Annotated in this window: 21 protein-coding genes and 1 riboswitch; of the genes, 13 read left to right on the forward strand and 8 right to left on the reverse strand. The window is 58.1% G+C overall.

What is annotated here, in order from left to right; all coding sequences use genetic code 11:
- Positions 1 to 46: 46 nt before the first annotated feature.
- The 6 genes from QE408_RS06920 (at position 47) to QE408_RS06945 (ending at position 6733) form a co-directional block, all read left to right on the forward strand.
- Entirely contained in the window at positions 47 to 2386 is a 2340-nt protein-coding gene (locus QE408_RS06920; RefSeq protein WP_306929641.1) for a glucose/quinate/shikimate family membrane-bound PQQ-dependent dehydrogenase, read from the forward strand.
- A gap of 135 nt (positions 2387 to 2521) precedes the next feature.
- A riboswitch (cobalamin riboswitch) is annotated at positions 2522 to 2744 on the forward strand.
- Positions 2745 to 2938: 194 nt separating this feature from the next.
- Positions 2939 to 3964, forward strand: a complete 1026-nt coding sequence (locus tag QE408_RS06925) for an ABC transporter substrate-binding protein (RefSeq protein ID WP_306929643.1) — start codon at positions 2939 to 2941, stop codon at positions 3962 to 3964.
- Positions 3965 to 3968: 4 nt separating this feature from the next.
- Entirely contained in the window at positions 3969 to 4988 is a 1020-nt protein-coding gene (locus QE408_RS06930) for a FecCD family ABC transporter permease (RefSeq protein WP_306929644.1), read from the forward strand.
- Positions 4985 to 5764 carry an ABC transporter ATP-binding protein gene (locus tag QE408_RS06935; RefSeq protein ID WP_306930242.1) on the forward strand — a complete coding sequence of 260 codons (780 nt, stop codon included), beginning with the start codon at positions 4985 to 4987 and terminating at the stop codon, positions 5762 to 5764. Before QE408_RS06930 ends, QE408_RS06935 begins: the two co-directional genes overlap by 4 nt.
- Before the next feature lie 10 nt (positions 5765 to 5774).
- Entirely contained in the window at positions 5775 to 6230 is a 456-nt protein-coding gene (locus QE408_RS06940) for a pseudoazurin (RefSeq protein WP_373465496.1), read from the forward strand.
- Between the two features lie 191 nt (positions 6231 to 6421).
- Complete coding sequence (locus QE408_RS06945) at positions 6422 to 6733, forward strand: hypothetical protein (protein WP_306929645.1); 312 nt, start codon at positions 6422 to 6424, stop codon at positions 6731 to 6733.
- Positions 6734 to 6744: 11 nt separating this feature from the next.
- Here QE408_RS06945 and QE408_RS06950 read toward each other — a convergent pair whose 3' ends face one another.
- Together QE408_RS06950 and QE408_RS06955 are read right to left on the reverse strand one after the other, a co-directional pair.
- Positions 6745 to 7764: an NAD-dependent epimerase gene (locus QE408_RS06950; protein WP_306929647.1), complete on the reverse strand. Its 1020-nt coding sequence runs from the start codon at positions 7762 to 7764 to the stop codon at positions 6745 to 6747.
- A 19-nt stretch (positions 7765 to 7783) separates the two neighbouring features.
- Entirely contained in the window at positions 7784 to 9094 is a 1311-nt protein-coding gene (locus QE408_RS06955) for a UDP-glucose dehydrogenase family protein (protein ID WP_306929649.1), read from the reverse strand.
- A 213-nt stretch (positions 9095 to 9307) separates the two neighbouring features.
- Between QE408_RS06955 and QE408_RS06960 the strand changes: the two genes are divergently transcribed.
- Both QE408_RS06960 and QE408_RS06965 read left to right on the forward strand, forming a co-directional pair.
- Complete coding sequence (locus tag QE408_RS06960) at positions 9308 to 10522, forward strand: adenylate/guanylate cyclase domain-containing protein (protein WP_306929650.1); 1215 nt, start codon at positions 9308 to 9310, stop codon at positions 10520 to 10522.
- A 194-nt stretch (positions 10523 to 10716) separates the two neighbouring features.
- Positions 10717 to 11604 (forward strand): DMT family transporter, encoded by an 888-nt coding sequence (locus QE408_RS06965; protein ID WP_306929651.1) that lies wholly within the window; start codon positions 10717 to 10719, stop codon positions 11602 to 11604.
- Positions 11605 to 11631: 27 nt separating this feature from the next.
- On the opposite strand, the gene QE408_RS06970 is transcribed toward QE408_RS06965, so the two are convergent.
- Positions 11632 to 12534: a LysR family transcriptional regulator gene (locus QE408_RS06970; RefSeq protein ID WP_306929652.1), complete on the reverse strand. Its 903-nt coding sequence runs from the start codon at positions 12532 to 12534 to the stop codon at positions 11632 to 11634.
- Positions 12535 to 12702: 168 nt separating this feature from the next.
- On the opposite strand from QE408_RS06970, the gene amaB reads away from it, so the two are divergent.
- Positions 12703 to 14229 (forward strand): L-piperidine-6-carboxylate dehydrogenase, encoded by a 1527-nt coding sequence (amaB, locus tag QE408_RS06975; protein WP_306929654.1) that lies wholly within the window; start codon positions 12703 to 12705, stop codon positions 14227 to 14229.
- A gap of 64 nt (positions 14230 to 14293) precedes the next feature.
- On the opposite strand, the gene putA is transcribed toward amaB, so the two are convergent.
- Entirely contained in the window at positions 14294 to 17977 is a 3684-nt protein-coding gene (putA, locus tag QE408_RS06980) for a trifunctional transcriptional regulator/proline dehydrogenase/L-glutamate gamma-semialdehyde dehydrogenase (protein WP_306929656.1), read from the reverse strand.
- A gap of 161 nt (positions 17978 to 18138) precedes the next feature.
- Here putA and QE408_RS06985 point away from each other — a divergent pair, with 161 nt between their 5' ends.
- Positions 18139 to 18609, forward strand: coding sequence for an Lrp/AsnC ligand binding domain-containing protein (locus QE408_RS06985; RefSeq protein ID WP_306929658.1), 471 nt, complete (start codon positions 18139 to 18141; stop codon positions 18607 to 18609).
- A gap of 42 nt (positions 18610 to 18651) precedes the next feature.
- Here the strand turns inward: QE408_RS06985 and QE408_RS06990 are convergent, their stop codons facing one another.
- On the reverse strand, positions 18652 to 19218 hold the full coding sequence (locus tag QE408_RS06990) for a sigma-70 family RNA polymerase sigma factor (RefSeq protein ID WP_373465515.1): 567 nt from the start codon (positions 19216 to 19218) through the stop codon (positions 18652 to 18654).
- A complete protein-coding gene (locus tag QE408_RS06995; protein ID WP_306929662.1) occupies positions 19218 to 19418 on the reverse strand; it encodes a NepR family anti-sigma factor in 201 nt (66 codons plus the stop codon). Before QE408_RS06995 ends, QE408_RS06990 begins: the two co-directional genes overlap by 1 nt.
- A 137-nt stretch (positions 19419 to 19555) precedes the next feature.
- Between QE408_RS06995 and QE408_RS07000 the strand changes: the two genes are divergently transcribed.
- Together QE408_RS07000 and QE408_RS07005 are read left to right on the forward strand one after the other, a co-directional pair.
- Complete coding sequence (locus QE408_RS07000) at positions 19556 to 20350, forward strand: response regulator (RefSeq protein ID WP_306929663.1); 795 nt, start codon at positions 19556 to 19558, stop codon at positions 20348 to 20350.
- A gap of 114 nt (positions 20351 to 20464) precedes the next feature.
- A complete protein-coding gene (locus QE408_RS07005; RefSeq protein ID WP_306929665.1) occupies positions 20465 to 21457 on the forward strand; it encodes a sensor histidine kinase in 993 nt (330 codons plus the stop codon).
- Positions 21458 to 21771: 314 nt separating this feature from the next.
- Here the strand turns inward: QE408_RS07005 and QE408_RS07010 are convergent, their stop codons facing one another.
- Positions 21772 to 23463 (reverse strand): sensor histidine kinase, encoded by a 1692-nt coding sequence (locus tag QE408_RS07010; protein ID WP_306929666.1) that lies wholly within the window; start codon positions 23461 to 23463, stop codon positions 21772 to 21774.
- 263 nt (positions 23464 to 23726) lie between these two features.
- Between QE408_RS07010 and QE408_RS07015 the strand changes: the two genes are divergently transcribed.
- Complete coding sequence (locus tag QE408_RS07015) at positions 23727 to 24305, forward strand: PRC-barrel domain-containing protein (protein ID WP_306929667.1); 579 nt, start codon at positions 23727 to 23729, stop codon at positions 24303 to 24305.
- A gap of 93 nt (positions 24306 to 24398) precedes the next feature.
- Here the strand turns inward: QE408_RS07015 and galE are convergent, their stop codons facing one another.
- Complete coding sequence (gene galE, locus QE408_RS07020; protein WP_306929670.1) at positions 24399 to 25382, reverse strand: UDP-glucose 4-epimerase GalE; 984 nt, start codon at positions 25380 to 25382, stop codon at positions 24399 to 24401.
- Between the last annotated feature and the right edge of the window lie 126 nt (positions 25383 to 25508).

Genomic DNA, 25508 nt, shown 5'->3' on the forward strand with positions numbered 1-25508 from the left:
TGTTGCATCCTGTTAAGCATCAAGGGAAATTAATAGGGGGCTTTTCATGGCGGTTACTGTCACTGCTGTCGCTCTGACGCTCATTGGGCTTGCGCTTTTCGGCTTCGGATCCCAACTCGTAATGCTTGGCGGCAGCGTATATTATGCGCTCGCCGGGCTCGCCTTCATCATTACGGCAATTCTTCTTTTCAAGCGAAACAAGGCGGCGCTGCATTTTTACGCGCTCTTCGTGCTCGCGACACTCTGCTGGGCTCTCTGGGAAGTCGGTCTGGACTGGTGGCAGCTTGGGCCGCGTGGCGGCCTGATCATCGTGATTGGCATCTGGCTGCTGATGCCCTGGATCCGTAAGCCGCTCGGTTTTGTCAGTCCAACGGGCATTCGTTACGGAGCCAACGCCGTTCCGCTGCTTGCAGCCGTCGTCATTTCCATGGGCGTGGCCGCCTTCTCGATGACGCAGGACCCGCATGACCAGGAGGGCAATTTGCCGACGGAGGTCGTCAACAATGCGCCATCTTATGGAAACCCTGTTCCAGACGGCGAGTGGCATCAATATGGGCGGACCTCCTATGGACAGCGTTATTCGCCGCTGACACAGATCACCACCGCAAATGTCGGCGATCTGAAAGAGGCCTGGCGTTACCAGACCGGCGACGTCAAGCTTCCCGGCGACGTTGGCGAAACGACCTATCAGGTGACGCCGCTGAAGGTCGGCAAAACGCTTTACCTCTGCACACCGCACAATTGGGCGATCGCCATCGATGCGGCGACTGGCAAGGAAAAGTGGAAGTACGATCCGAATGTTGGTCTCAATCCCAATCGTCAGCATCAGACATGCCGCGGCGTAACCTATTATGCCGATCCGACCGCTCAGGCAGGCGCGCAATGCGCCGCCCGCGTCTATCTCCCAACATCCGACGCTCGCCTGATCGCGCTCGACGCCGAAAACGGCCAGGTTTGCACGTCTTTTGCTGACCAGGGTGTTCTGCACCTGGAGACCGGCATGAAGTACAACCCGGCTGGCTACTACTATTCCACGTCGCCGCCCGCCATCGCCGGCAACAAGATCATCGTCGGTGGCGCAGTCAATGACAACTACTCCACCCAGGAACAGTCCGGCGTTATCCGCGCCTTCGACGTGAACAGCGGCGAGTTGCTGTGGAACTGGGATTCCGGAAACCCTACCCAGACCCAACCGCTTCCGCCGGGTCAGACCTATACGACCAACTCTCCCAACAGCTGGTCCGTATTCAGCGTCGATGAAGCGCTTGGGCTCGTCTACATTCCTTTGGGGAATCAAGTTCCAGACCAGCTCGGAATGGGTCGGAGCGAGAGTGTAGAGAAATACTCCTCGTCGATTGTGGCACTCGACGTAAACACCGGGCAGGACCGCTGGGTCCGGCAGACCGTGCATCACGACCTATGGGATATGGATGTGCCTGCACAGCCGGTACTACTCGACATAACAAAGCCGGATGGTCAGTCTGTTCCCGCTCTCGTCGGGCCGACCAAGCAGGGCGATATCTATGTGCTGGACCGTCGGACGGGTGAACCGATCCTGCCGGTGACCGAAGAACCGGCACCCGGTGGCGCAATTCCGGAAGATTTCTCCGCGCCAACGCAGCCGACCTCTGCATTGACGTTCAAGCCCGAGCCGCTGCAAGAAAAGAACATGTGGGGCGTCTCACTGTTCGATCAGCTCGCCTGCCGCATCAAGTTCCATCAGCTGAATTACGAAGGTCGCTACACGCCGCCGTCCTTGAAGGGTACGCTCGTTTATCCGGGCAACTTCGGTACCTTCAATTGGGGCAGTGTTGCGGTCGATCCCGAGCGCCAGGTGATGTTCGGAATGCCGACCTATCTTGCCTTCACCTCGCAGCTCATTCCGCGCGACAAAGTCCCGCCGAAGGGGCAGGATGAGAAGGGCAGTGAGCAGGGTCTGAACCGCAACGACGGCGCGCCCTATGCCGTGTTGATGGGCCCGTTCCTGAGCCCGATCGGCATCCCTTGCCAGGCGCCACCGTGGGGCTATGTCGCAGGAGCCGATCTCAGAACCGGCAAGGTTGCGTATAAGCACAAGAACGGCACGGTCTATGACATGACGCCACTGCCGCTTCCCTTCAGGGTCGGCGTGCCGGGTATCGGCGGCCCGATGATCACCAAGGGTGGCGTGGCCTTCCTCGGTGCAGCGGTCGACAACTATCTGCGCGCCTACGATCTGACCAGCGGAAAGCAGTTATGGGAGGCAAGATTGCCCGCGGGCGGGCAGGCCACGCCCATGACCTACGCTCTCGACGATGGCAAGCAATATGTCGTGATGGTTGCAGGCGGTCACGGATCGGTCGGCACGAAGCCTGGTGATTACGTCATCGCCTATACGCTCCCCTAACCGGAGCATTTCGTTAAAACCCTTGATGGCCGGGACTTGTTTCCGGCCATTTTGTTTCTCAAGCGCAAGTTAATAAGCTTGTATTTGGTATGTAATAACATTACACGACGTCGCTTGACGGACCAGATCAAATAGGTCTATCTGGCTTATGACGGTTCCAAGCGAGAGATCGCGAGGAATAATAGGGAACACGGTGCGGGGATTGTCTCCAAGGCCGTGGCTGCCCCCGCAACTGTTAGCGGATTGTCGAGCACTCGTGACGCATTTACCTGCGTCGGGCCACTGCGAATCTATCGTGGGAAGGCGGGCAAGACGATCATCCGTGAGCCAGGAGACCTGCCGTCATAAGTTCATTCCAATGTCACGGGCGGGGATGCCCTGAACAGGAGACGTCATGATTGTTATTTGCGCCCTTCAGCGCTCACATCCATCTGTGTTTTTTCCTCGTTCTCGATCGTCTCACGCACGTTGCTGTCGAATGAGTGTTTCATTCGCGCTCACATGACGGCGTATGCCTTTGGCAACGTCGACGATTTCGGGGATTATCGAACCATGACATTTCACTTCACCGGCGCATTTCTCGCGGCGGCATTCGCTGCACTCTCGACGGTGCCGAACACGGCAGAGGCTGCGGAAACGACCTACCCCTTGACGCTGAAAAATTGCGGCAGGGACGTCACCTTCAAGCACGCGCCACAGCGCACCGTTTCTCTCGGTCAAAGCACCACGGAAATCCTTTATCTGTTGGGACTGGCCGATAGGGTTGTGGGAACGGCCGTCTGGATCGGACCCGTGATCAAGGGTTATGAAGAGGCCAACGCCAAGGTGGAGCGCCTCGCGGACAATGATCCGAGTTTTGAGAGCGTTGTGGCGAAGAAGCCGGATCTCGTCACCGCTCAGTTTCAATGGCATGTCGGTCCGGAAGGCATCGTTGCGAAGCCTGAGCAATTCGAAGAGCTCGGGATTTCCGTATATACATCGCCTGCGGATTGCACCGGAAAGGACAATTCGGGCGGTGGCGATGGCGTCAGACGTTCTGTCTTCACCATGGACCAGATCTACCAAGAGATCGCTGAACTCGCGCAAATCTTCAATGTCGAAGACCGAGGTGAGAAGCTCATCGCCGACCTGAAGGCCCGCGAGGACGCTGCGCGTCAGAAGATCGCATCGATGGATGGCAAGCTCTCTGCCGTCTTCTGGTTCTCCAGCGCTGAGCTGGATATCGATCCTTACGTCGCAGGCAAGAACGGTGCGCCCGGCTATATCATGTCAGCGCTCGGCATCAAAAATGTCATCGATAGCGAAGAGGAATGGCCCACAGTCGGCTGGGAAACCATCGCCAAATCCAATCCCAGCATCATCGTTGCGGGTAAGATGGACCGTCGCCGTTTTCCAGCTGACGATATCGCCGTGAAGCTGAAATTCCTGAAGGATGATCCGGTCACAAGCCTGATGCCGGCCGTCAAGGACAACCATATCGTCGTGATGGATGCACAGGCGATGAACCCGACGATCCGAACCATCGACGGCATCGAGGTGTTGGCCGACCAGATCGTTCAACTCGGCCTGGCGAAGTAAGCCTATGCCCGTTTCTTTGCTCTACGCCCGTGCTGCCGTCATTGCAGCCGGGTGCCTTTTGGTGGCGCTTTGGCTTGGCGCCTCCATTGGCGAAACCTCCATTCCGATGGAGGTTGTCGCCAAGACGGTCGCCAATCGCCTCTGGCATGCCGGATATCCGCTGGATGCCATCGATGAAGGCATTATCTGGAATTATCGTTTGAGCCGCGCCGTAGTCGCCGCCTGTTGTGGGGCAGCCCTCGCCGTGTCTGGGGTGGTGTTGCAATCGCTGCTGCGCAATCCGCTTGCTGACCCCTACATTCTCGGCATCTCCGCCGGGGCGTCGACCGGCGCCGTCGGCGTTGCAATCCTTGGCCTGGGTGCTGGCATGCTGACCATGCCTCTCGGTGCATTTCTCGGCGCGCTCCTCGCCTTTGCGCTTGTCAGCCTGCTGGCGCTTAGGGCCGGGCGGGGCAACAGCGCAATCATTCTGGCCGGCGTCGCCGGTTCGCAGTTGTTCAACGCGCTCACCTCTTTCATCGTCACCAAGGCTGCCAATGCTGAGCAGGCCAGGGGCATCATGTTCTGGTTGCTCGGCAACCTGTCCGGCGTTCGCTGGACGGATGTCTCGCTTGCCCTTCCGATCGCCATTTTCGGCCTCGTTGTCTGCCTCTGGCATGCCCGGGCGCTGGACGCCTTTACCTTCGGAGCGGGATCGGCCGCTTCTCTAGGAGTACCCGTGCGTCGCGTCTATGTGGTGCTGACAGGCACCGCTGCCCTGATGACGGCGGTCATGGTCAGCATCGTCGGCTCGATCGGCTTTATTGGTCTCGTTATTCCCCATGCTGCACGCCTGGTCGTCGGCGTTCGCCACGGACGCCTGCTTCCGGCTGCCGCATTGATCGGCGCCATCTTCATGATCGGTGCCGATATTCTTTCCCGCACCATCATCGCCGGCCAGGTTCTGCCAATTGGTGTCATCACCGCACTATTCGGTGCGCCCGCCTTCGCGCTTATCCTTTCGCAGCGGCGGAGGGTGGCATAATGCTTTCCGCGCGCAACCTAAGCTGGACAACGGGCGGTATCGACATCGTCAATAACATCAGCCTCGATCTTTCTGCTGGTGAATTTCTTGGCATCGTCGGGCCCAACGGATCTGGCAAGACGAGCCTCATGGCTATGCTTTCGGGCCTGAGAAAACCGCGCTCCGGCGAGGTCTTGCTGGACGGTAAGTCGATGAACCTTTTCCAGCGTCGTGATGTGGCGCGCCAGATCGCGCTTGTCGAGCAGCAGGCTGAGACACAGGAGCGCATCAATGCTCGCCAGGCGGTGGAGCTTGGCCGCATTCCGCATAAGGGCGCCCTGTCTCCTTGGTCCCCTGAAGATGACGAGATTGTCGATCAGGCGTTGCGTGACGTCGATATGGAGGGTTTCGGGAGGCGCATGTGGCACACGCTTTCTGGCGGAGAGCGTCAACGTCTGCATATTGCCCGTGCTTTGGCACAGCAGCCGAAGATCCTGCTCCTGGACGAGCCGACCAATCATCTCGACATCGGCCACCAGATCGCACTTCTGCATCTGGTTCGCCAGCAGAGGTTAACCGTCGTTGCCGCTTTGCATGATCTCAATCACGCGGCGATGTTCTGTGACCGGATCGCTGTGCTCAAGGCGGGAGCGCTCGTTGCGATGGGTAGGCCCTGCAAGGTCCTGACCCCGGAACTCATCTTCGATGTGTTTGGCGTTCATGTCGATGTGGAACGAGAAAGCGAGGATGCCTGCCATATCCGCTATCGCGCCCCGGTCATGATCGAAACCCAATAAGGATATCACGATGAAATTGCTTCTCTCCATTGCTACGGCTGTCGTCATTTTGTCGATGAGTGCGGCTCTTTCCTTGGCGGAGACCGTCGAGGTCAGGATGCTCAATCAGGGTGAGAAGGGCTCAATGGTCTTCGAACCTGACTATCTTCACCTCCAGCCCGGCGACACGGTAAAGTTCATCGCAACGCATAAGAGCCACAATGCCGCGACCATCGACGGCATGGTGCCGGAGGGCACGAAGGGGTTCAAGGGCAAGATCAACGAGGAAATTGAAGTCACTTTCGAACGGGACGGCTTCTACGGCATCAAATGCTCACCGCATTTCGGTATGGGCATGGTCATGTTGATCAAGGTGGGCGAGACCAGTCTGCCGGAAAGCTATAGAAGTGTGGCCGTTCCCGCCCGCGCCAAGCCGCGACTCGATGCTCTCTTCGCCGAGGCCGAGGCGGACCAGGGTAAACCTTGAGCACGAGATAGGGATCAGGCGCACTTTTCAGAGGCGCCTTTGTGCGAAAGTCCGCTTTACGATCTTGAAGCGGAAGGCGCTCATCCTACATCTCCATCAACCCGCTGGTCCGGGCCCCTCTGGTGAAAGTCCCGGCGCTTTCACGATGTCGGACCGTTTCCGACACCGCGCCGAGACTAAGAGGTCCGTTCATGCTTTCCGATATCGCCGCATGGTTCATTACGCTGCTCGTCGTCGATCCGCTTCAAGCCGAAATGCGCGAACAGCTCGATCGTGCAAACGCATCCACTGAAATCATCCAGCAATCGCAGCGATGCGTCGCAGGCCAGGCGCCGCAGCTTCTCAACCGCGCCGGCGAAGACCCGGCCTGGGCGATCGCCACCGTTGTCGGTTTTACCTTCGGCTGGACGTCACCGGCGCAATTGCTGGATAAGGGCGATCCGAACTGCGCAGCCGTTCTTGGCTTGCTGCAGGGCGGCGATGAAGGGGAGACGGAGGTCTAAGCTCCTACGCCTCAGACATTTTCGTTGCGCCAGCCCCGGTACCATTCAACAAAATGCTGGACGCCTGTTTCAACCGACGTTTCCGGCGCATAGCCTGTGAGCGCTCGCAGCAGATCCGGCGAGGCATAGGTACGCGGCACGTCACCCTGTTGCATGGGCAGCATGTTGCGGATGGCCTTCTGGCCGAGAACAGTCTCCACCGTTTCGACGAAGCGCATCAACTCAACAGGTTGGCCACCGCCAATATTGACCACACGGAACGGTGCATGTTTCGACAGCGTATCGGTCACACCCTCTTCGGTGACGCGATTGTCTTCCGAAGGTGCTATGTGGCTGAGGCGGATGATGCCTTCCACCAGATCGTCGATATAGGTGAAATCGCGGCTCATCTTGCCTTCGCCGTAAATATCGATCGGCTGACCCTTGAGGATGGCATCGACGAATTTGAAGAGCGCCATGTCGGGTCGGCCATAGGGACCGTATACCGTGAAAAAGCGGAAAGCCGTCGTCGGCACCTTATGCAGATGCGCATAACTATGCGCCATCAGTTCCATGGACTTCTTGGTGGCCGCATAGATCGTCATCGGCTCATCGGCACGGTCACTCTCGGCAAAGCAGGGCACCTTCTCATTCGATCCGTAGATCGAGGAGGTCGAGGCGAGCAGGAGATGCTTTGGCTGAAGATTTTTCGCCAGCTCCAGAATATTCCACGAGCCGATGAGGTTGGAGTTCACATAGTCCTCCGGGCACTCGATGCTGTAGCGAACGCCCGCCTGCGCCGCGAGATGGATGATCACCTCCGGCTCGGCGAGGTCGGCTGCGCGGTTCAGCGCATCGGCATCTTCCAGCATGCCGATTTCAGCCTTGAAGCCGTTCGAACGCGCAAGGATCGCGTGCCGCTTTTCCTTCAGCGCAACATCGTAATATTGCGTCATCCCATCGAAGCCGACGACGAAGTGACCATCGTTCAGCAACCGCTTGGCGAGATGAAAGCCGATGAAACCCGCCGTTCCGGTAATCAGATAACGCATGGGATGTGCAGACCTTCCGTTACTGTTCCGAGCGACCGATGCTCGAATAGGAGAAGCCATGGGCTGTGACTTCGTCGGCGCGATAGATGTTGCGCAGGTCGACGAGGACAGGGCTCTTCATGATGCTTTTGAGACGGGCGAGATCGAGCGCGCGGAACTGATTCCATTCGGTCACGATCACCAGCGCTTCGGCATCCTGCGCGGCCTCGTAGGGACCCTGGGCATAATCGATGCCCTCGATGAGCGGCTTGGCGTTCGCCATGCCTTCCGGATCGTAGGCTGTGACTTTAGCGCCGGCATCCTGCAATGTCTGGATGACAGTGATCGCCGGGCTGTCGCGCATGTCGTCGGTATTCGGCTTGAAGGTCAATCCGAGAACGGCCACCTTCTTGCCGCGGATATCGCCGCCAGCGGCTGCGATCACCTTGCGGCCCATGGCGCGCTTGCGATTGTCGTTGACGGAAATCGTTGCCTCGATCAGACGAACCGGGCTGTCATAATCCTGCGCCGTCTTGGCGAGCGCCAGCGTATCCTTGGGGAAGCAGGAACCGCCATAACCCGGGCCTGCATGCAGGAATTTCGAGCCGATACGGCCATCGAGCCCGATACCGCGAGAGACGTCCTGCACATCGCCACCCACCTTTTCGCACAGATCGGCGATCTCGTTGATGAAGGTAATCTTCATCGCCAGGAAGGCGTTGGCGGCGTATTTGATCAGTTCGGAGGTGCGCCGCGTGGTGAAGAGCAGCGGCGACTGGTTGAGATAGAGTGGACGGTAAACTTCCGTCATCACCGGACGTGCGCGCTCGTCGGAAAGACCGACAACGATGCGGTCGGGACGCTTGAAGTCGTCGATGGCAGCACCTTCGCGCAGAAACTCCGGGTTGGATACGACAGCAAAATCTGCTGTCGGATTTTCCTCATGGATGATGCGCTCTACCTCGTCACCGGTGCCGACTGGCACGGTGGACTTGGTGACGATGACGGTAAAGCCGGTGATGGCGGCTGCGATTTCTTTTGCTGCGGCATAAACGTATCCAAGGTCGGCATGGCCGTCACCGCGGCGCGATGGCGTGCCGACGGCGATGAACACGACATCCGCATCTGCCACAGCCGTTTTCAGTTCAGTGGTGAAGCTCAGGCGACCGGCCTTGGCATTGGTGGAAACGATGACATCGAGACCAGGCTCAAAAATCGGAATCTGGCCGTTCTTCAGCGCCTCGATCTTTTCCGGCATCTTGTCGACGCAGATCACGTCATGGCCGAAATCCGCAAAGCAGGCGCCAGACACCAGGCCGACATAACCGGAGCCGATCATCACAATACGCATTGAACAACCTTTCAGGGTGCGGGGCGGTCAAGCCCTTCCACAACTTCGATATCGTTTCTGGAGTTGGTATCTATCCGCCTTCGTTCCCAAGTCCAAGCTTACAGAGCGTATTCAAGTGTAATTTCAAAATTTTGTTGCAAATGAATCAAACCAGACGACCCTTCCAGCCATTCAGTGTTAGACTTCCCAGTACCTCCATTCCGCAGGCATTCGATGACCGAAAACAATACCCTTCAGGAAATCGCTTTCTGGCTTTCTCGACAGGGCTACGAAGGCACGCCGGAGGAGGAGCTTCTCGCTGGATTTTGCGAACGCTGCAACGCGGCTGGTATCGCCATTTCCTCGGCTTTGATCCTGATGGACACGCTCCATCCGGATTTCGAGGGGCATGCGTTTCAGTGGGATAGCCGCGATGCCGTCGACCCGTCCAGCGTCTATGACTTCACCGATGAGGGTAAAGCGCGTGAGGCGTGGGAGAGTTCGGTATTCTTCCATCTTCTGAAAGAGGATGCCGAGGAAATCCGGCACCGATTGTTCCTCAATGAGGAGGCGAGCTTCTACAAGCTGGATGAACTGCGCAATGCCGGCCATACGGACTACATTGCGTCCATCCATCGCTTCACGGAACGCGGCAGCATCGGGGAAATGAGTGCCTTTTATTCCCGCTGGCTCACCCGGCAGCCGGAGGGCTTTCATGACGATGAGCTGGCCGCACTGCGCATGCTGCTGCCGACGCTTGCGCTAGCAGTGAAGACGGCGTGCTGCATGCGCATCATCGAAACGATTACGGATGTCTATCTTGGCCGGGATGCCGGTCGCAAGGTGATGAGTGGCACGATCACAAGAGGAGAAGTCGAGCGGATCGAAGCGGTCCTGTGGTTTTCCGATCTTCGAGATTTTACCGGCATCTCAGACCGGGCGAAGCCAGACCAGATTATTCCTTTTCTCAATGACTATGCCAGTCTTGTCATCGATGCGATCCATGCGCATGGCGGCAGCGTGCTAAAGCTGATCGGAGACGGCGTTCTGGCGATCTTTCGAACAGGCAATCGGCAGGATGATTGCGCCGCGGCACTTGCCGCGGAAATGACGATGCGGACGCGCCTTTCCGTTCTAAACCACGAGCGTCAAGCGAAAGACCTTCCCGCCACCGATGTTTATCTCGGATTGCATGTCGGCGAGGTCTTTTATGGCAATATTGGGAGTCGAAGCAGGCTGGATTTCACCGTGGTCGGCCCGGCGGTCAATATGGTCAGCCGCATCGGAGGTCTCTGCGCTTCCGTAGATCGCGATACGGTGATGTCGAGGGATTTTGTCGCCACCTGCCCTGAGGAGATGCAGGCGCTGATGGTCTCGCTTGGACGATATGCCTTGCGCGGCTTCGCGAGGGCGCATGAGCTTTTCACCATTGATCCCGAACTCTCTTGATAATGCACGAGCATATGACCGTTGCGGAAATGCCAAGGATACCATTTTTATGCATTTTCGTCTTGTGACCACGCAGCATGAGGCGTAGCCCTTGTAGTGAGGAGCCATCCACAATCCTGATCTGACGCGCATTCCATCGTGAGCGCAGACTGGCTCTGCCGTGTCTTTGCCCATTCCAGTTCGGATTGTTCGCCATGCAAAAAGGTTTTCTTCTCGGACTGCTCGCTTACGCCAGCTTTTCCTGGGGAGACGCCACCATCAAGTCGCTCGGCACGCAGGTTACAGTTTTTGAAATAGGCTTCTTCAGCATCCTGTCCTCCGCAGCCATCATTTTCTTCACCAAACCGCGGGAAGAGCGCTGGCGCGAGTTCTGGCGCATGAGTAGGCCGTTTGCCGTGCATGGGCGCGCAATCTCCGGCCTGCTTGCCGGTATTCTCGGCATTTACGCCTTCACCACGCTGCCTTTGGCGGAAGCCTATGCGCTGATATTTCTATCGCCCCTGTTCGTGACCATCCTATCGGCCGTGGTGTTGAAGGAAGACATCGGGCTCTGGCGCTGGTCTGCCGTCTTTGCTGGCATCATCGGCGTGTTTCTCGTCGTGCGACCTGGCTTCAAGGCTCTGGAGCTCGGCCATCTGGCGGCGGTGGGTGTCGCTTTTCTGGCGGCGATGACGATCGTTATTTTGCGTTCGCTTGCCGGGCGCGAAAAGCGCACCTCGATCATGGGCGTTCTGCTCGTCTACGGCCTTACTTTCAACGGCCTTTTGGCCATTCCCTATTTTCACGTTCCGACCTTTCATCAGGTTGGCGCCTTTATCGTGATCGGCATTTGCACGGCGGTCGGCCAGATCACGTTGCTGACAGCAACGAAGATCGCGCCTGCCAGCCAGATCGCGCCGTCACACTATTCGCAGATACTTTGGGCCGTCGGGATCGGCGCTTTCTTCTTTGGAGAGTATCCGGACACGCTCGCAGTGTTCGGGCTAATCGTCATTGCCAGTGCCGGGCTCCTGACGATGATGCGAGAAAAGATCCGGCTCGGGACCGTGCGCTGGAACCCGTTTTTTCGCAATCGCCTGTAACGATGCCGGCTTGAGGATGTTCGGGCGTTATGGTGGCTTCCCGACCTGCTCCAAAAGCCAGGTCTGGAATGCCCGAGCGAGAACATTGTCCTGGCGCCCCTCGGGAAGTGCGATATGGTAGCTCTTGTCGGTCTTGAGCGGCACATCGAAAACCACAACAAGCTGGCCCGATGCCAATTCTGCCTCGATCAGATATTTGGGCAGAAGCGCGAAACCGAGGCCGCTGACGGCTGCTTCGATCAACATCGAGAACTGGTCGAAACGGCTCCCCCTGTAGGCGCCGTCTGACGAGATGCCGTTCATCTCGAACCAGTCCGTCCACAGCTTTGGGCGCGTCGTCACGTGGAGGAGGGGGCTCGTCAGGAGATCTGCATGGTTCGCTGGGGCATATCTCGAAAGCATCGATCCTGCCGCGACCGGAACGATGACCTCGTTGCAAAGAAACGTGCAGGTGCCACGCGCCCAGACGGGTTGACCATAGTGAATTGCGATATCGAAGCTCTCTTCGTCGAAATCGAAAGGCTGGGATCGCGATCCAACGGTCAGGACTGTTTCCGGGTAGAGTGCCATGAACTTGTGCAGGCGCGGTGTCAGCCAGCGGCTGCCGAATGTGGGCAATGTGGCGATGGACAGCGAGGCGCTGGAGGTGCCAGCGGTGACGGCGCGCACCATCAGTTGCTCGGACTGATGCAAGAGCTTCTGCACATCGGGCAGGAACTTGCGCCCCGCATCGGAAAGCACCACCCGCCGCCGAATGCGTTCGAAGAGCAGCATACCGGTTTGCGCCTCGAGATCGCTGATCTGGCGACTGACAGCGCTTTGCGTCAGGTTCAGTTCTTCCGCCGCACGGGTGAAATTGCCGTGTCTTGCAGCGCATTCGAAAGCTTGCAACGTGACGATATCGGGTACCAGCCGTCTGCGCGTATCCATTCCTGCCTCGCATCAACACACCCGCTTTCCTCATTTGAAATGGGCGGTTCCAGACGTATATGATCTGGAAAGAGAATGAAATGGGTGGTTTGCCATCCGAGCCAATGCGTTGAGCCATCGCTTGCATGCTGCGAGACGACGTGGCGAAATCCTTGAAGGAGCCAGAATATGACCGCAATCAAAGTCGACGTCGTCAAAGAAGCCGCCGCACTTCTTTCAAAGATGGGCGTTTCGTCCGCACTCTATCAGGGCGGCGACATGGCCTCCTTCAGCCCTGTCACCGGCGAACAGGTGGCAAGTCTCAAGACCGTTTCCCCCTCTGAGGTGGCAGACATCGTTGAGAAGGCGGATGTCGCGTTTCGGGCATGGCGTCTTGTTCCGGCACCCCGGCGCGGCGAGCTGATCCGGCTTTTGGGCGAGGAGCTGCGTGCCTTCAAGACGGATCTCGGTCGCCTCGTCTCGCTCGAAGCGGGCAAGATTCCCTCCGAAGGCCTTGGCGAAGTACAGGAAATGATCGACATCTGCGATTTCGCCGTCGGCCTTTCGCGCCAGCTCTACGGCCTGACGATTGCGACGGAACGCCCCGGCCACCGCATGATGGAAACCTGGCATCCACTCGGCGTCGTCGGCGTGATCTCTGCGTTCAACTTCCCCGTTGCGGTCTGGTCCTGGAATGCGGCTCTTGCCATCGTCTGCGGCAACTCCGTCGTTTGGAAGCCTTCGGAAAAGACGCCGCTGACGGCTCTCGCCGTGCAGGGTATTTTCGAGCGCGCGGTCGCCCGCTTTGGCGATGCGCCGGAAGGCCTCAGCCAACTCATCATCGGCGATCGCGCCGTGGGCGAAGCACTTGTCGATCACCCGAAAGTTCCGCTGGTGTCTGCGACGGGCTCAACGCGCATGGGCCGCGATGTCGGCCCGCGTCTTGCCAAGCGCTTTGCCCGCGCCATCCTCGAACTTGGCGGCAACAATGCCGGTATCGTCTGCCCATCGGCAGATCTCGACATGGCGTTGCGCGCCATCGCTTTCGGTGCCATGGGAACGGCTGGCCAGCGCTGCACGACCTTACGCCGCCTCTTCGTGCATGACAGCGTCTACGACCAGCTCGTGCCGCGTCTGAAGAAGGCCTATGCCTCGGTCTCCGTCGGCAATCCGCTGGAAACCACCGCACTGGTCGGCCCGCTGGTCGATAAGGCCGCATTCGACGGCATGCAGAAGGCGCTCGCCGAGGCGAAGGCGCATGGTGGCGTGGTCGCCGGTGGCGAGCGCGTCGATACCGGTGCTGCCAACGGCTATTATGTAAAGCCCGCACTTGTGGAAATGCCCAAGCAGGTCGGTCCGGTTCTTGAAGAAACCTTCGCGCCTATCCTCTATGTGATGAAGTATTCTGATCTGGATTCTGCGATCGAGGAGCATAACGCCGTTGCAGCCGGTCTTTCGTCCTCCATCTTCACGAAGGACCTTCAGGAGGCCGAACGTTTTCTGGCCGCCGATGGGTCGGACTGCGGTATCGCCAACGTCAATATCGGCACCTCGGGTGCTGAAATTGGCGGCGCATTCGGCGGTGAAAAGGAAACCGGCGGCGGCCGTGAATCCGGTTCAGACTCCTGGAAGGCCTATATGCGCCGCGCCACCAATACGGTGAACTACTCTAAGGCGCTGCCTCTGGCGCAGGGCGTGTCGTTTGACATCGAGTGAAAATCACCCGATTTAACATGACATGGATGGGCTGGCAGGGACGTGTCCTGCCAGCCTTTTTCGTTCAGCCGATGGACATCAGGCTGGCGTTGCCGCCAGCAGCCGTCGTGTTGACGCTAACGGAGACTTCTTCCAGCAGCCAGTTGAGATTGTAGGGTTGGCTTACACCCTGTACCTCTTCCATTGATGCGGCTTGAACCAAAACGAGCGGCCCCTCAAGCGTGGCGATCCGGCTGTTGACGGCACGAACGCGATCCGCTTCACCCTCGACCAGCGCCCCCGCGAAGGGTCCAGCGGCCTGCCAGTTGGCGCTCCAAGAGAGACGGTTCTTGACTGAGGCTGGTAGTCCGGAGACTGCCTCCTCCAGGCCGCTATCCTTGTCGATAACGGCGCTGTTGCCGGTTGCCAAAGCTGCCGCTAGCTGGCGATAAAGCCCGTGGGTGGAAACGGGTGCGAGCAGGACCTTGCCGCGCGGATGAAGCGCATAGATGTTGCGTTCTCCCACTGGGCCAGCAAGCTCCGTCTCGAAGCTAAGCGCGGACGATAGCGCAGAGGTTCTGGCCACCTCCGCGGCCTGCGTTTCGTTCTTGCCATCCAACCATTGTGCGAGATCGAGAACCGCCTGATCCTTGTGCTGTACTGCGCGCTCCACCTCCGGGGCAACGCGTGTCAGCCTGCCGAGATAAAGTGGACCGCCTGCCTTGGGGCCGGTGCCGGAAAGGCCGCGGCCACCGAACGGCTGGACGCCCACGACAGCACCGATGATGTTGCGGTTCACGTAAAGATTGCCAACCTTCACCCGCGATAGAACATGCGCGATGGTGGCATCGAGGCGGGTGTGCAGACCAAAGGTCAGGCCGTAACCCGTTGCGTTGATATCGTCGATCAGCTGATCGAGCTTTTCGCGCTTGAAGCGGATGACATGCAGGACAGGACCGAAGACCTCGCGCTTCAGATCGGCGAGCGACTTCAGCTCTATGATGGTCGGCGGCACGAAGGTCCCGTTCTGACTGTCACCGGCGAGCGCAATCTGCTCGATTGTGTTGCCGAGGCGGCGCATGGCTTCGATGTGCTTTTCGATATTGTCCTTGGCTTCCGCGCTAATCACCGGGCCGACGTCGACCGAGAGCTGATCGGTTCTGCCGATGCGCAACTCGTGCAGTGCGCCCTTCAGCATCGTCAGCGTCCGATCAGCGACATCGTCCTGGAGGCAGAGGACGCGCAGTGCCGAGCAGCGCTGGCCCGCGCTGTCGAACGCCGAAGCGATCACGTCTGCCACCACCTGCTCTGCAAGCGCGGAAGAGTCGACGATCATGGCGTTCTGGCCGCCCGTTTCGGCAATCAGTGGAATGGTACGGCCATCGCTTGAGACCCGTTCGGCAAGCTGTTTCTGGATCAGACGCGCCACCTCCGTCGAGCCGGTGAACATCACGCCAGCCGTTTGCGGCGCTGCGACGAGCTGCGCGCCCGTCTGTCCCGCACCCGGTAGAAGCTGCACGGCATCGGCAGGAACCCCGGCCTCGTGTAGAAGACGCACACCCTCTGCCGCGATCAGCGGTGTTTCTTCCGCAGGTTTTGCCAGAACCGGGTTGCCAGCCACCAGAGCCGCCGCGACCTGACCGATGAAGATGGCCAGCGGGAAGTTCCATGGGCTGATGCAGACGATCGGTCCGAGGGGCTGTTGCAGCAGGCCGAACGTGTTGCGGGCTTCGGCTGCATAGTAGCGTAGGAAGTCGATGGCTTCCCGCACTTCGGCAATTGCATTTGGTGCCGATTTTCCCGCCTCTCGCATGATGAGCCCGAGCAGCGTCGGCATTCTTGCCTGCATCAGGTCCGCTGCCTTTTCCAGGCAATAGGCGCGTGTCTCAACGCTGGACTGCGCCCAAGACGAGGCCGCTGCCACCGCCAGAGCCTTGGCGACATCCTCCTGCGTCGGCTCGATTACATAGCCGACCGTGTCATTGCGATCACCGGGATTGATGACCGGACGTGTCTGACCGGACGCATTTAGAGCCGCGGCCTTCCACTCCATCGTCACACTCTCGGAGAGTGCTGCGCTCAGTTCGGCGAGCGTGTTCTCATTGGCAAGGTCCAGGCCGCTGGAATTGATGCGCGTGCCGTAGAGGGCTTCCGGCTTGGCGATCTTGTCATGCTGGGCACCCGGGACAGGCATCGCCTTCACCACGGCGACAGGATCTTCCAGAAGAGAATCGACAGGGACCTTCGGATCGGCGATGCGATTGACGAAAGAGGAGTTGGCGCCATTTTCCAGCAGGCGGCGGACCAGATAGGCCAACAGGGTTTCATGGGTGCCGACCGGCGCATAGAAGCGGCACGGACGATCAAGGTTCTGCTTGCCGACGACCTCGCTGTAAAGCGGCTCTCCCATGCCATGCAGGCATTGAAACTCATAGTCGCCGATTTTGAAGTCCGGACCGGCCAGATGGTAGATCGTCGCCATCGACTGCGCATTGTGGGTGGCAAATTGTGGGAAGATGACGTCGCGCGCTGCCAGCAGCTTTCGGGCGCATGCGATATAAGAGACGTCCGTATGAACTTTGCGGGTGAAGACCGGAAAATCCTCCAGACCATCGAGTTGCGCGCGCTTGATCTCCGCGTCCCAATAGGCGCCCTTGACCAGACGCACCATGATTCGGCGGTTCGAGCGCCGCGCCAGATCGATAATGTAATCGAGCACGAAGGGGCAGCGGCGGCCATAGGCCTGAACGACGAAACCAAGCCCCGACCAGCTGCCAAGATCGGTGTCCAGCGCCAGAGATTCCAGCAGATCTAGCGAAATCTCCAGGCGGTCGGCCTCTTCCGCGTCGATGTTCAATCCGATGTCATAGCTCTTCGCCAGCACCATCAGCGACTTCACGCGAGGCAGAAGTTCCGCTATCACCCGCTCGGCTTGCGAGCGGGAATAGCGCGGATGGAGCGCGGAAAGCTTGATGGAAATCCCAGGGCCACCATAGACGCCGCGCCCGGCTGACGCCTTGCCGATGGCATGGATCGCTTGTTCGTAATCGCGGTAATACCGCTCGGCATCCTTGGCGGTCGTCGCGGCTTCACCGAGCATGTCGTAGGAATACTGGAAGCCTTTGGCTTCAAGCGGTCTTGAGCGGCTGATGGCTTCTTCGATCGTCTGACCGGTAACAAATTGCTCGCCCATCATGCGCATCGCCATATCGACGCCACGGCGAATGACAGGCTCGCCGGCACGGGAGATCAACTTCGTCAGCGCTGCGGACAGACCCTTGTCGTTGACAGTCGAGGTGAGCTTGCCAGTGATGACGAGACCCCAGGTCGCGGCGTTGACGAAGAGCGAACGACCGCCGCCAAGATGCGCTTTCCAGTCGCCGGTGGCGATCTTGTCGCGGATCAACGCGTCGCGCGTTGCGGTGTCGGGAATACGCAACAGGGCTTCGGCCAGGCACATCAGCGCAACGCCTTCCTGGCTGGAGAGGGAATATTCTTGCACCAATCCCTCGACACCTGTGCCCTTGGCCTTTGCTCGCAACGCTTCGATAAGCCGGCGTGCCGTCGAGCGGATCGTCTCCGCTTCCCTGTCGCTTACTGTCGCCGCTTCGAGAAGAGGGGCGAGGCATTCCGGTTCAGAGCGGCGATAGGCTGCGGTGATGGCCTGGCGGAGCGCGCTCGGCTCACTGACCTGCGGAGCGAAACGGTCAAAAATGCCTGCTGGCGCTATCGTCTCATTCAATGCAACGGTGGATGCAGTGCCCGCCATCGGTTCGGCCCTCGATTGGATCTAGAAAATAGGTGGTTCGGCGTTATCGCCTTCACGTGTCTGCGGACAGAATATCACTGCTCAGGAAATTGATATGGCCTTATTTTCATCGTAAATAAGGAAATACGAACTTTTATTTTGTATTTATGCAGGAAAACAGGATGATGAAAGTGCCAGAAGCAGGCGATCTGGATCACTTCGATATCAGGATCATGGAGGCGTTGAGCGAGGATGGGCGAATGTCTGTGCTGGAATTGTCGCGCCGTGTTGGGCTGTCGAAAACGCCCTGCCAGACTCGCCTGAAGCGCCTTGTCGATGAAGGTTACATTCTCGGGTTTCGCGCATCTCTCAACGCAGCAAAACTTGGGCTGGAACACATCGCTTTCACCGAGGTCAAGCTTTCCGATACGAGAGAGAAGGCGTTGGATGAGTTCAATGCGGCGGTGCGCAAGATCAAGGAGGTGGAGGAGTGCCACATGATCGCAGGCGCCTTCGACTACCTGCTGAAGGTGAGAACCACGGACATTCGCAAATATCGACGGGTGCTTGGCGAGAAAATCTCAAGCCTGCCTTCGGTCGCCAATACATCGACCTTCGTCGTCATGGAGTCAGTCAAGGATACGGGCATGTGACGGGCAGCGTGAGAACGCCACCCGTCATATTGGTGAAGACGTTCAGCGAAGCGCCATCGCAGCCGTGACTGCGGTCGTCTGGGCATCGGGACCGAATTCGTTTTCGTTTTCGATGCCGAGCAGTTCTTGCAGACGCATGCGTGCGCGGCTGACGCGGCTCTTGATCGTGCCGACGGGGCAACCGCAAATTTCTGCAGCCTCCTCATAGGCAAAGCCGGAAGCCCCGATCAGCAGAATCGCTTCGCGCTGATCATCCGGCAACTTTTCGAGGGCCTGGCGGAAATCATGCAAATCGACCGAGCCATGCTGTTCCGGCGGGACGGACAGGCGCGAGGTATATGCACCGTCAGTATCCTGAACTTCACGGCCGGACTTGCGGATCTGGCTGTAGAACTCGTTGCGTAGAATGGTCACGAGCCATGCGCGCATGTTCGTGCCGGGCTGGTAGCTTTCCTGCTTTGCCCAAGCTTTCATGATCGTATCTTGTACAAGATCGTCAGCGCGGTCGCGAGATCGAATGAGGGAGATAGCGAATGCACGCAGGTTCGGCAGCGCCGCCAGCATTTCGCGTTTAAAGTTGTGGCCGTTGGTTTCCGCGTCTTCTGTCATCATTCACCCGAAGCTTTCGATCTGCGCTCAGCCTCGTCAAGCTTTTCGAGAAGGTCGAGAAACTTGTCCGGGATACCTTCATCCTGGACAGCGTCGTAAAGTTCTCTCAATTTACGGGTGATGACCGCTCGTCCGGAGTCGGGCACGCTCGGGCCCACCCCGTTATCAGACGAATCCTGATCCGATTGAAACATGCTCATGAGTGCGGGTATTCCTTTTGTGACGCATTATAAATGCACGCACAAAAAAAACGTTCCAGGCCTGTGGAACTTTTTTTTCCGTTGGGCATTAATCCCGCAGGTTTGCGCTGCAGACCGCATGAACAGGGGAGAATTACATGTCCGTTTCTACACGCATTGCACCGCACCTGCCTTATCTCCGTAGGTTTGCGCGTGCTGTTTGCGGCTCTCAATCTACCGGCGACGCCTACGTGGCTGCTAGTCTCGAAGCGCTGATCGCCGATGTCAGCATCTTTCCGCAGACGAGCAGCGATCGTGTTTCGCTCTATCAATTGTTTGTCTCTATTTTTAGTTCCGTCACGATCAACATCAAGACGGATGAGAATTTGACCGGCTGGGAAAAGCGGGCGTCTGCCAACCTTTCCGCCGTTCCGGCTGTGCCGCGCCAGGCGTTTCTGTTGACGACCGTCGAAGAATTTTCTCCCTCCGAAGCTGCTGAAGTTCTTCAGGTTGCGGAAAGCGAAATCGGCAAGTTGATCGATGAGGCCGCGTCGGAAATCGCCCGTCAGGTTGCGACCGACATCATGATCATCGAAGACGAACCGTTGATCGCCATGGATATCGAGCAGATGGTCACCGATCTCGGTCACAACGTCACCGGTATCGCACGCACCCACAAGGAAGCGCTGGAACTCTTCCACCGCACTCAGCCGAAGATGATTCTCGCGGACATCCAGCTCGCAGACGGCAGCTCCGGTCTCGACGCGATGAAGGACATCCTCCAGATGACGTCTCTTCCCGTCATCTTCATCACCGCCTTCCCTGAGCGTCTGCTGACGGGTGAGCGGCCTGAGCCGACCTTCCTCGTGACCAAGCCGTTCAATCCCGATATGGTCAAGGCCCTGATCAGTCAGGCTCTGTTCTTTAATGAAAGTTCACGTGTTGCCGCGTAATCCATGCTGAGTGTCGTCATGTCCAGCAACTCTTGCGGCTGCTGGGCGTTTGACGCAGGAATGGTCGGCGCCGGTGGTTTGCCGCTCGACGTCGTTTTCCGCTAGGAGATCAAATTGCATCGGCTCGCGTGGCACAACAGGGACCGGAACGAGGGTGAATTGCACGATTCGCTGGTGTTGGCTTTGCTCGACTCCGGCGAAACTGTGATGCTGCAAGACCGTGACCGGGACTATATCTTCATCGCCAATCTGCCGGATGTTTGGAACCTCCCGACTGAGCGGGAGAACGAGCCAACGGATGTCAACATCTTTGGCAAGGAACTTGCTCAGCGTCTGTCAGAGTTGAAGAAGGACCTGAATGCTGCTGGCAGCCGCGGCACCCTAGAGGTCATGGCTGGAAAGGACAGGATATTTCAGTTCCATGTCTACTCCACGGTCAACATGTCCGGCCAAAGGGTGTTAAAGACGACGATCCGCGAGGTCACAGTCGAGCGCCGCCGCGAGCAGTTGCTACGCTCCCTGCTGCGCGAGGTCAGTCATCGTTCGAAAAATCTTCTGGCGATCATCCAGAGCCTTTCGGCACAGACGGCACGGTTCAGCTTCACCAAGGAAGATTTCTTAAGGAAATTCCGGGGTCGGCTGCATGCGTTGGCACAATCCCAGGATCTGATCACCGATTCCGATTGGCGGGGAGCGGAAATTTTCGAGTTGTTGAAACAGCAATCGGATCTGTACCTTCCGGAATATCCCCATCTGATACAGATGAAGGGTGAGAACCTGCTGCTCAATCCGAACGGCGCTCTTTATGTGGGGCTGGCCTTCCACGAATTGGTGGTCAATACCGTCAGCCACAGCCCTAACCTCGCGCTTCACTTACCCATCACGCTGGAGTGCCGGCGCGAGGAGGATTTTTTCGAAGTGAGTTGGAGCGAACCCCTCTCTCAAGATGATCTGTTAGCGTCGCAAGACAGCGACCGGCGAAGCAATTTCGGTAGCGTGGTTCTGGAAAAGGTCGTGCCCGCGGCACTCGCCGGCGACGCTCGGTACGATGTGTCGGCAAGCGACATCGGATATACGCTACGCTTCCCAGCGCCTGCCGCTTCCTGACGCGGCAGGCTTCTCGGCGTGAACAACGTCAGGCGGTCTGCCGTCACGAGATGTTTTCAAGAAGTAAGTTGAAGAGTGGAAGCGTATGGGAAATGCCCCATCGCCTTTCAGGCTCGACTTCGTGGACGATCAATGTCCGTCCGTCAGTGAGCCCAAAAAGAAAAGCACGGCTCGGGGGAGAGCCGTGCTATTCAGGGGCAGGTTTTCAGGGGCAAAACCTGCTGCGCCGGGCCTCTAGGCGGGGACGGGGAAATGGCCTGGCGTGCTTGAAAAACGTACACAGTCTTTCTTGGTTCCAATTCATTCAAGATATTTTACGCAGTGTCTGTGCCAGTATTTCTTTTCTGCAGCCGCTTCACCGGCGCCGTCATCGTCCAAGTAAATCCGGTTTCTGCGTAATCTGTTGATACAGTGGCAGAAAACGCGCTCTCTGCGTGTCGCTTTATGATCGTCGAGCCAAATCCACGACGGGAAGGCTGGCTTGCCGGCGGACCGCCGTTTTCGATCCACTCCATCTTCACCATATCGTGATCGGAGGGGTCGAGAGCCCAATGAAGGCGCACGCGTCCTTCCTTAACAGAGAGCGCGCCATACTTGATTGAGTTGGTGCTGAGCTCGTGAAGGATGAGGCCAAGATTCTGCGCCGCCTCTGGCGAAAGCAGAAAATCCTCGCCTGATACCGTCACCTGGTCCGCTGTCGAGCCGAACACCTCAAGGTGACCTTTGACCAGACGGTGGATTGGCAGACCGTCCCATTGGACTTCAGCCAGTGCCGAGATCGACATAGCGAGACCACGAAGTCTGTGATCGACCTCCTTCTGTAATTCGGGAACTGTTGTGTTCTCCCGCGCCAACTGGCGCATCATGGCTTGCACCAGCGTTAACATGTTTTTGGATCGATGAACCAGTTCGTGCAAGATTAGCTGGTTGCGATCTTCCGCCTGGCTGCGGTCGAAAGACGCGTTGGAGAGCGCCACACCGACCTGGTTGAGTTCCTTGACATTGGTTTCGACGCGCGACACGATTTCGCCTGCGCCGATGCGTTCTGCAACATCGACGAGCTGTTTGACGGACTGCCGCAATTGCCGGCCGACAAGGTAGGTGCCGAAGACTGCGACCAGTACGATGAAGAGGCTGCCGATCAACATTTGTCGCCAGGTGCTTCGCAGGGCCGAGTCGCTTCGGTCTATCGCCCCGGCCACCACGGCCTTCCAAGGCCAGCCGGGAAGCTGGGCATAGGCATAGATATTGTTGTGCGTATCAGTAAAGCTACCGCTGAATGCGGACATGTCGGCCGCCAGTTGTGCAGGCTCGTAGATCTTGCCGGGTGTTGCCTGTTCCATATTGCTGGAAATCACCACGCGCTCGCCGCTGTCGAGCAAAGTTGCCGACCATCCAGCCGGGATCGCATCCGTAGAAATCAGGCTCGAAAGATCTCGCGCGGCTTGGGTAACGATCAATACGTCGCCGGCGGCTGCGAGCTGACGGGGCAGGGGAAGGGTGACTGTGAACACCCACTCCTTCCGATTGTTGGCGTAGAAGATGTTCGAAAGCATGATCCGCTTGGCATCGATCGCCTCCTTTATATGGGCGTCTGCTGGGACCTGACCCAGAGGCTGCCCATAGGGCACACGCGTATTGACCTTCTGGACGCCGTCGCGCGTGGCGACCACCACGTAGATGTTTCGCCTGCGCAGGCTTTCACTGACACGCTGATGAAAGCTGGCAAGATCTCCGTCTTCCAACTCTGGAAACTGCGCGAGGAGATTAAGCGTGGTGCTCAGTTCCTGAAGACGCCGCTCGATGTTTCGGCTGATGGCACGGGCATCGTCGACAGCTTCACGCTGCAAATCTTCCCGCTCATCCGCTTCCAGCCGCAGCATCAGATAACCGGCGAAGATAATCAGCGGTAGGGTTACCAGCGTCGTCATGATGACGATGTAGGTACCGATCGATGCTGTAGGAGACAGTCTGGCGAAGAATGCTCGAAACCTGGAAATTGTCACGCCCTTAAACGTCCATGAATGTCAGCTTTTATGCTGAATTGCGTATAGATAATACCTGTCTAATTTGGCGGCACAATGCCGTTCGTTGCGGCAGAGAGGGATATCTATAGGCTTTTTTCTCCTTTCACCCTTTGTTGATCACGGCGAAAAACCCGGAACCAATTTTGCGGCCGTCTCGTTTGCTCGGCGAACAGGTTGAAGAAAAGGACGGATGAACTGTCCCCAGCCAGTTTAGTTTTACGACGATGAAAGGAAGGTACGACATGAAAAAGACATTGACCCTTATCGCGACGGCCGCCCTCATGGGTTCAACAGCGTTCGCACCGCTCGCCATCGCCCAGGACGCAACTCAGCCTGCACCAAGCACGACGGCACCTGCAAGCCCGAACGCTGCGCCGGCAACCCCGGTCATGCCGACAACGCCTGGTGCAACCGACACGTCCGCTAACGCTGGCACTGCATCCGGCTCCTACCTGACGGAGCAGGCAGCCAACCAGATCAGCGCCAATGACTACATCGGCAACTCGGTCTACACTTCTGCCGACGAGAGCATCGGTAACGTGACCAACCTTATCCTCGAAGAAAACGGCGGCATCGTTGCGGCTGTGGTCGGTGTGGGTGGCTTCCTCGGAATCGGCGCCAAGGACGTCGCCGTCCCGATGGACAAGATTACCGTTACCCGCGACACCGACAACGGTACCATTCGTCTGACGACGACCGAAACCGCTGAATCGCTGAAGGCAGCGCCTGAGTTCATGACCTTGAAGGACAAGAACGCGAATGCAAGCACCACGGCGCCGGCGGCAACCGACACCACGCAGACGGGTGCCACAAAGCCCTAATCCTGTTACGGGAGAGGAGCGAGAGGCAGCTTGACGCTGTTTCTCAGAACACCGGCCTCATTGGGGCCGGTGTTTTTTTGCGTCGCGTTGAGGTCAGCGCTCCGCGTTATGGGTCGAGTGCCAGCGCCATGCGGAAGAAATGATGTCCTCCAGCGTATAGCGCGGTTCCCATCCCAGAACGTCCCGCGCCTTGTCGTTGTTGGCGACAAGTGTGGTGGAGTCGCCTTCGCGCCGCTCGGCAAACTCCACGGGAAACGGGCGGCCTGAGACTTTCGAAATCGCGTTGAGCAACTCCTTGACAGTCGTTCCGGTCCCGGTGCCGAGGTTGAGCTCTACGGTCTTTCCACCAGACAAAAGATAGTCCACCGCCCTGACATGGGCATCGGCGAGATCGAGAATGTGGATATAGTCGCGCACGCATGTGCCGTCGCGCGTGTCATAATCCGTGCCAAACACTTTGAAACCCTGGCGGCGTCCAAGTGCCGCCTCGATCGCGAGTGGGATGGCATGCGTTTCCGGCTTGTGCCATTCTCCAATGCGGCCCTCAAAGTCAGCACCCGCCGCGTTGAAATAGCGCAGCATCACAGAGTTTAAATCCTTGTAGGTGCTGAAATCCTTGAGCGCCTGCTCCACGATCCATTTGGTTCTGCCGTAAGGGTTGATGGGAGCCTGGGGATGGCCTTCATCCAGCGGAACACGTTCGGGCAAACCATAGGTCGCGCATGTGGATGAAAAGACGAAAGCCTTCACGCCCGCGTCCATCGTCGCGGACAATAGAGTCAGGGCGCCAATGACGTTGTTGTCGTAAAAGGCGACCGGGTTCTTGACCGATTCACCGACCTCGATCAGCGCTGCGAAGTGAAGAACCGCCTCCGGTTGATGCTTGGCGAAGACCTCGTCCAGCCTCGCCCTATCGCGAATATCCCCTTGCTCGAATGGTCCCCAGCGAACAAACTCTTCATGGCCATTGGAGAGATTGTCGAAAACGACAGGTTCGTAGCCGCGCTCTGCAAGCAACAGGCAGGTGTGGGAGCCAATATATCCGGCCCCGCCGACAACGAGAACTTTCTTTCGCATCCAACATCCTTTCGTAAAGCGACTGTTGGAGACTGCGTATCATTTTGTCGGAAGAAGGGTAGGGGGAATTTTTTGGAAAGAACTGCAAAGGTAAATGCGCGCGTCCCTTGCAAACAGCGGGACGCG

It is taken from the genome of Agrobacterium larrymoorei (genome assembly GCF_030819275.1).
Taxonomy (GTDB): domain Bacteria; phylum Pseudomonadota; class Alphaproteobacteria; order Rhizobiales; family Rhizobiaceae; genus Agrobacterium; species Agrobacterium larrymoorei_B.

What these genes read in the sequence shown, in the direction of transcription:
- QE408_RS06920 (WP_306929641.1), top strand. Translation starts at nt 47, where the DNA reads ATGGCGGTTACTGTCACTGCTGTCGCTCTGACGCTCATTGGGCTTGCG.
- QE408_RS06925 (WP_306929643.1), top strand. Translation starts at nt 2,939, where the DNA reads ATGACATTTCACTTCACCGGCGCATTTCTCGCGGCGGCATTCGCTGCA.
- QE408_RS06930 (WP_306929644.1), top strand. Translation starts at nt 3,969, where the DNA reads ATGCCCGTTTCTTTGCTCTACGCCCGTGCTGCCGTCATTGCAGCCGGG.
- QE408_RS06940 (WP_373465496.1), top strand. Translation starts at nt 5,775, where the DNA reads ATGAAATTGCTTCTCTCCATTGCTACGGCTGTCGTCATTTTGTCGATG.
- QE408_RS06945 (WP_306929645.1), top strand. Translation starts at nt 6,422, where the DNA reads ATGCTTTCCGATATCGCCGCATGGTTCATTACGCTGCTCGTCGTCGAT.
- QE408_RS06950 (WP_306929647.1), bottom strand. Translation starts at nt 7,764, where the DNA reads ATGCGTTATCTGATTACCGGAACGGCGGGTTTCATCGGCTTTCATCTC.
- QE408_RS06955 (WP_306929649.1), bottom strand. Translation starts at nt 9,094, where the DNA reads ATGCGTATTGTGATGATCGGCTCCGGTTATGTCGGCCTGGTGTCTGGC.
- QE408_RS06960 (WP_306929650.1), top strand. Translation starts at nt 9,308, where the DNA reads ATGACCGAAAACAATACCCTTCAGGAAATCGCTTTCTGGCTTTCTCGA.
- QE408_RS06965 (WP_306929651.1), top strand. Translation starts at nt 10,717, where the DNA reads ATGCAAAAAGGTTTTCTTCTCGGACTGCTCGCTTACGCCAGCTTTTCC.
- QE408_RS06970 (WP_306929652.1), bottom strand. Translation starts at nt 12,534, where the DNA reads ATGGATACGCGCAGACGGCTGGTACCCGATATCGTCACGTTGCAAGCT.
- amaB (WP_306929654.1), top strand. Translation starts at nt 12,703, where the DNA reads ATGACCGCAATCAAAGTCGACGTCGTCAAAGAAGCCGCCGCACTTCTT.
- putA (WP_306929656.1), bottom strand. Translation starts at nt 17,977, where the DNA reads ATGGCGGGCACTGCATCCACCGTTGCATTGAATGAGACGATAGCGCCA.
- QE408_RS06985 (WP_306929658.1), top strand. Translation starts at nt 18,139, where the DNA reads ATGATGAAAGTGCCAGAAGCAGGCGATCTGGATCACTTCGATATCAGG.
- QE408_RS06990 (WP_373465515.1), bottom strand. Translation starts at nt 19,218, where the DNA reads ATGACAGAAGACGCGGAAACCAACGGCCACAACTTTAAACGCGAAATG.
- QE408_RS06995 (WP_306929662.1), bottom strand. Translation starts at nt 19,418, where the DNA reads ATGAGCATGTTTCAATCGGATCAGGATTCGTCTGATAACGGGGTGGGC.
- QE408_RS07000 (WP_306929663.1), top strand. Translation starts at nt 19,556, where the DNA reads ATGTCCGTTTCTACACGCATTGCACCGCACCTGCCTTATCTCCGTAGG.
- QE408_RS07015 (WP_306929667.1), top strand. Translation starts at nt 23,727, where the DNA reads ATGAAAAAGACATTGACCCTTATCGCGACGGCCGCCCTCATGGGTTCA.
- galE (WP_306929670.1), bottom strand. Translation starts at nt 25,382, where the DNA reads ATGCGAAAGAAAGTTCTCGTTGTCGGCGGGGCCGGATATATTGGCTCC.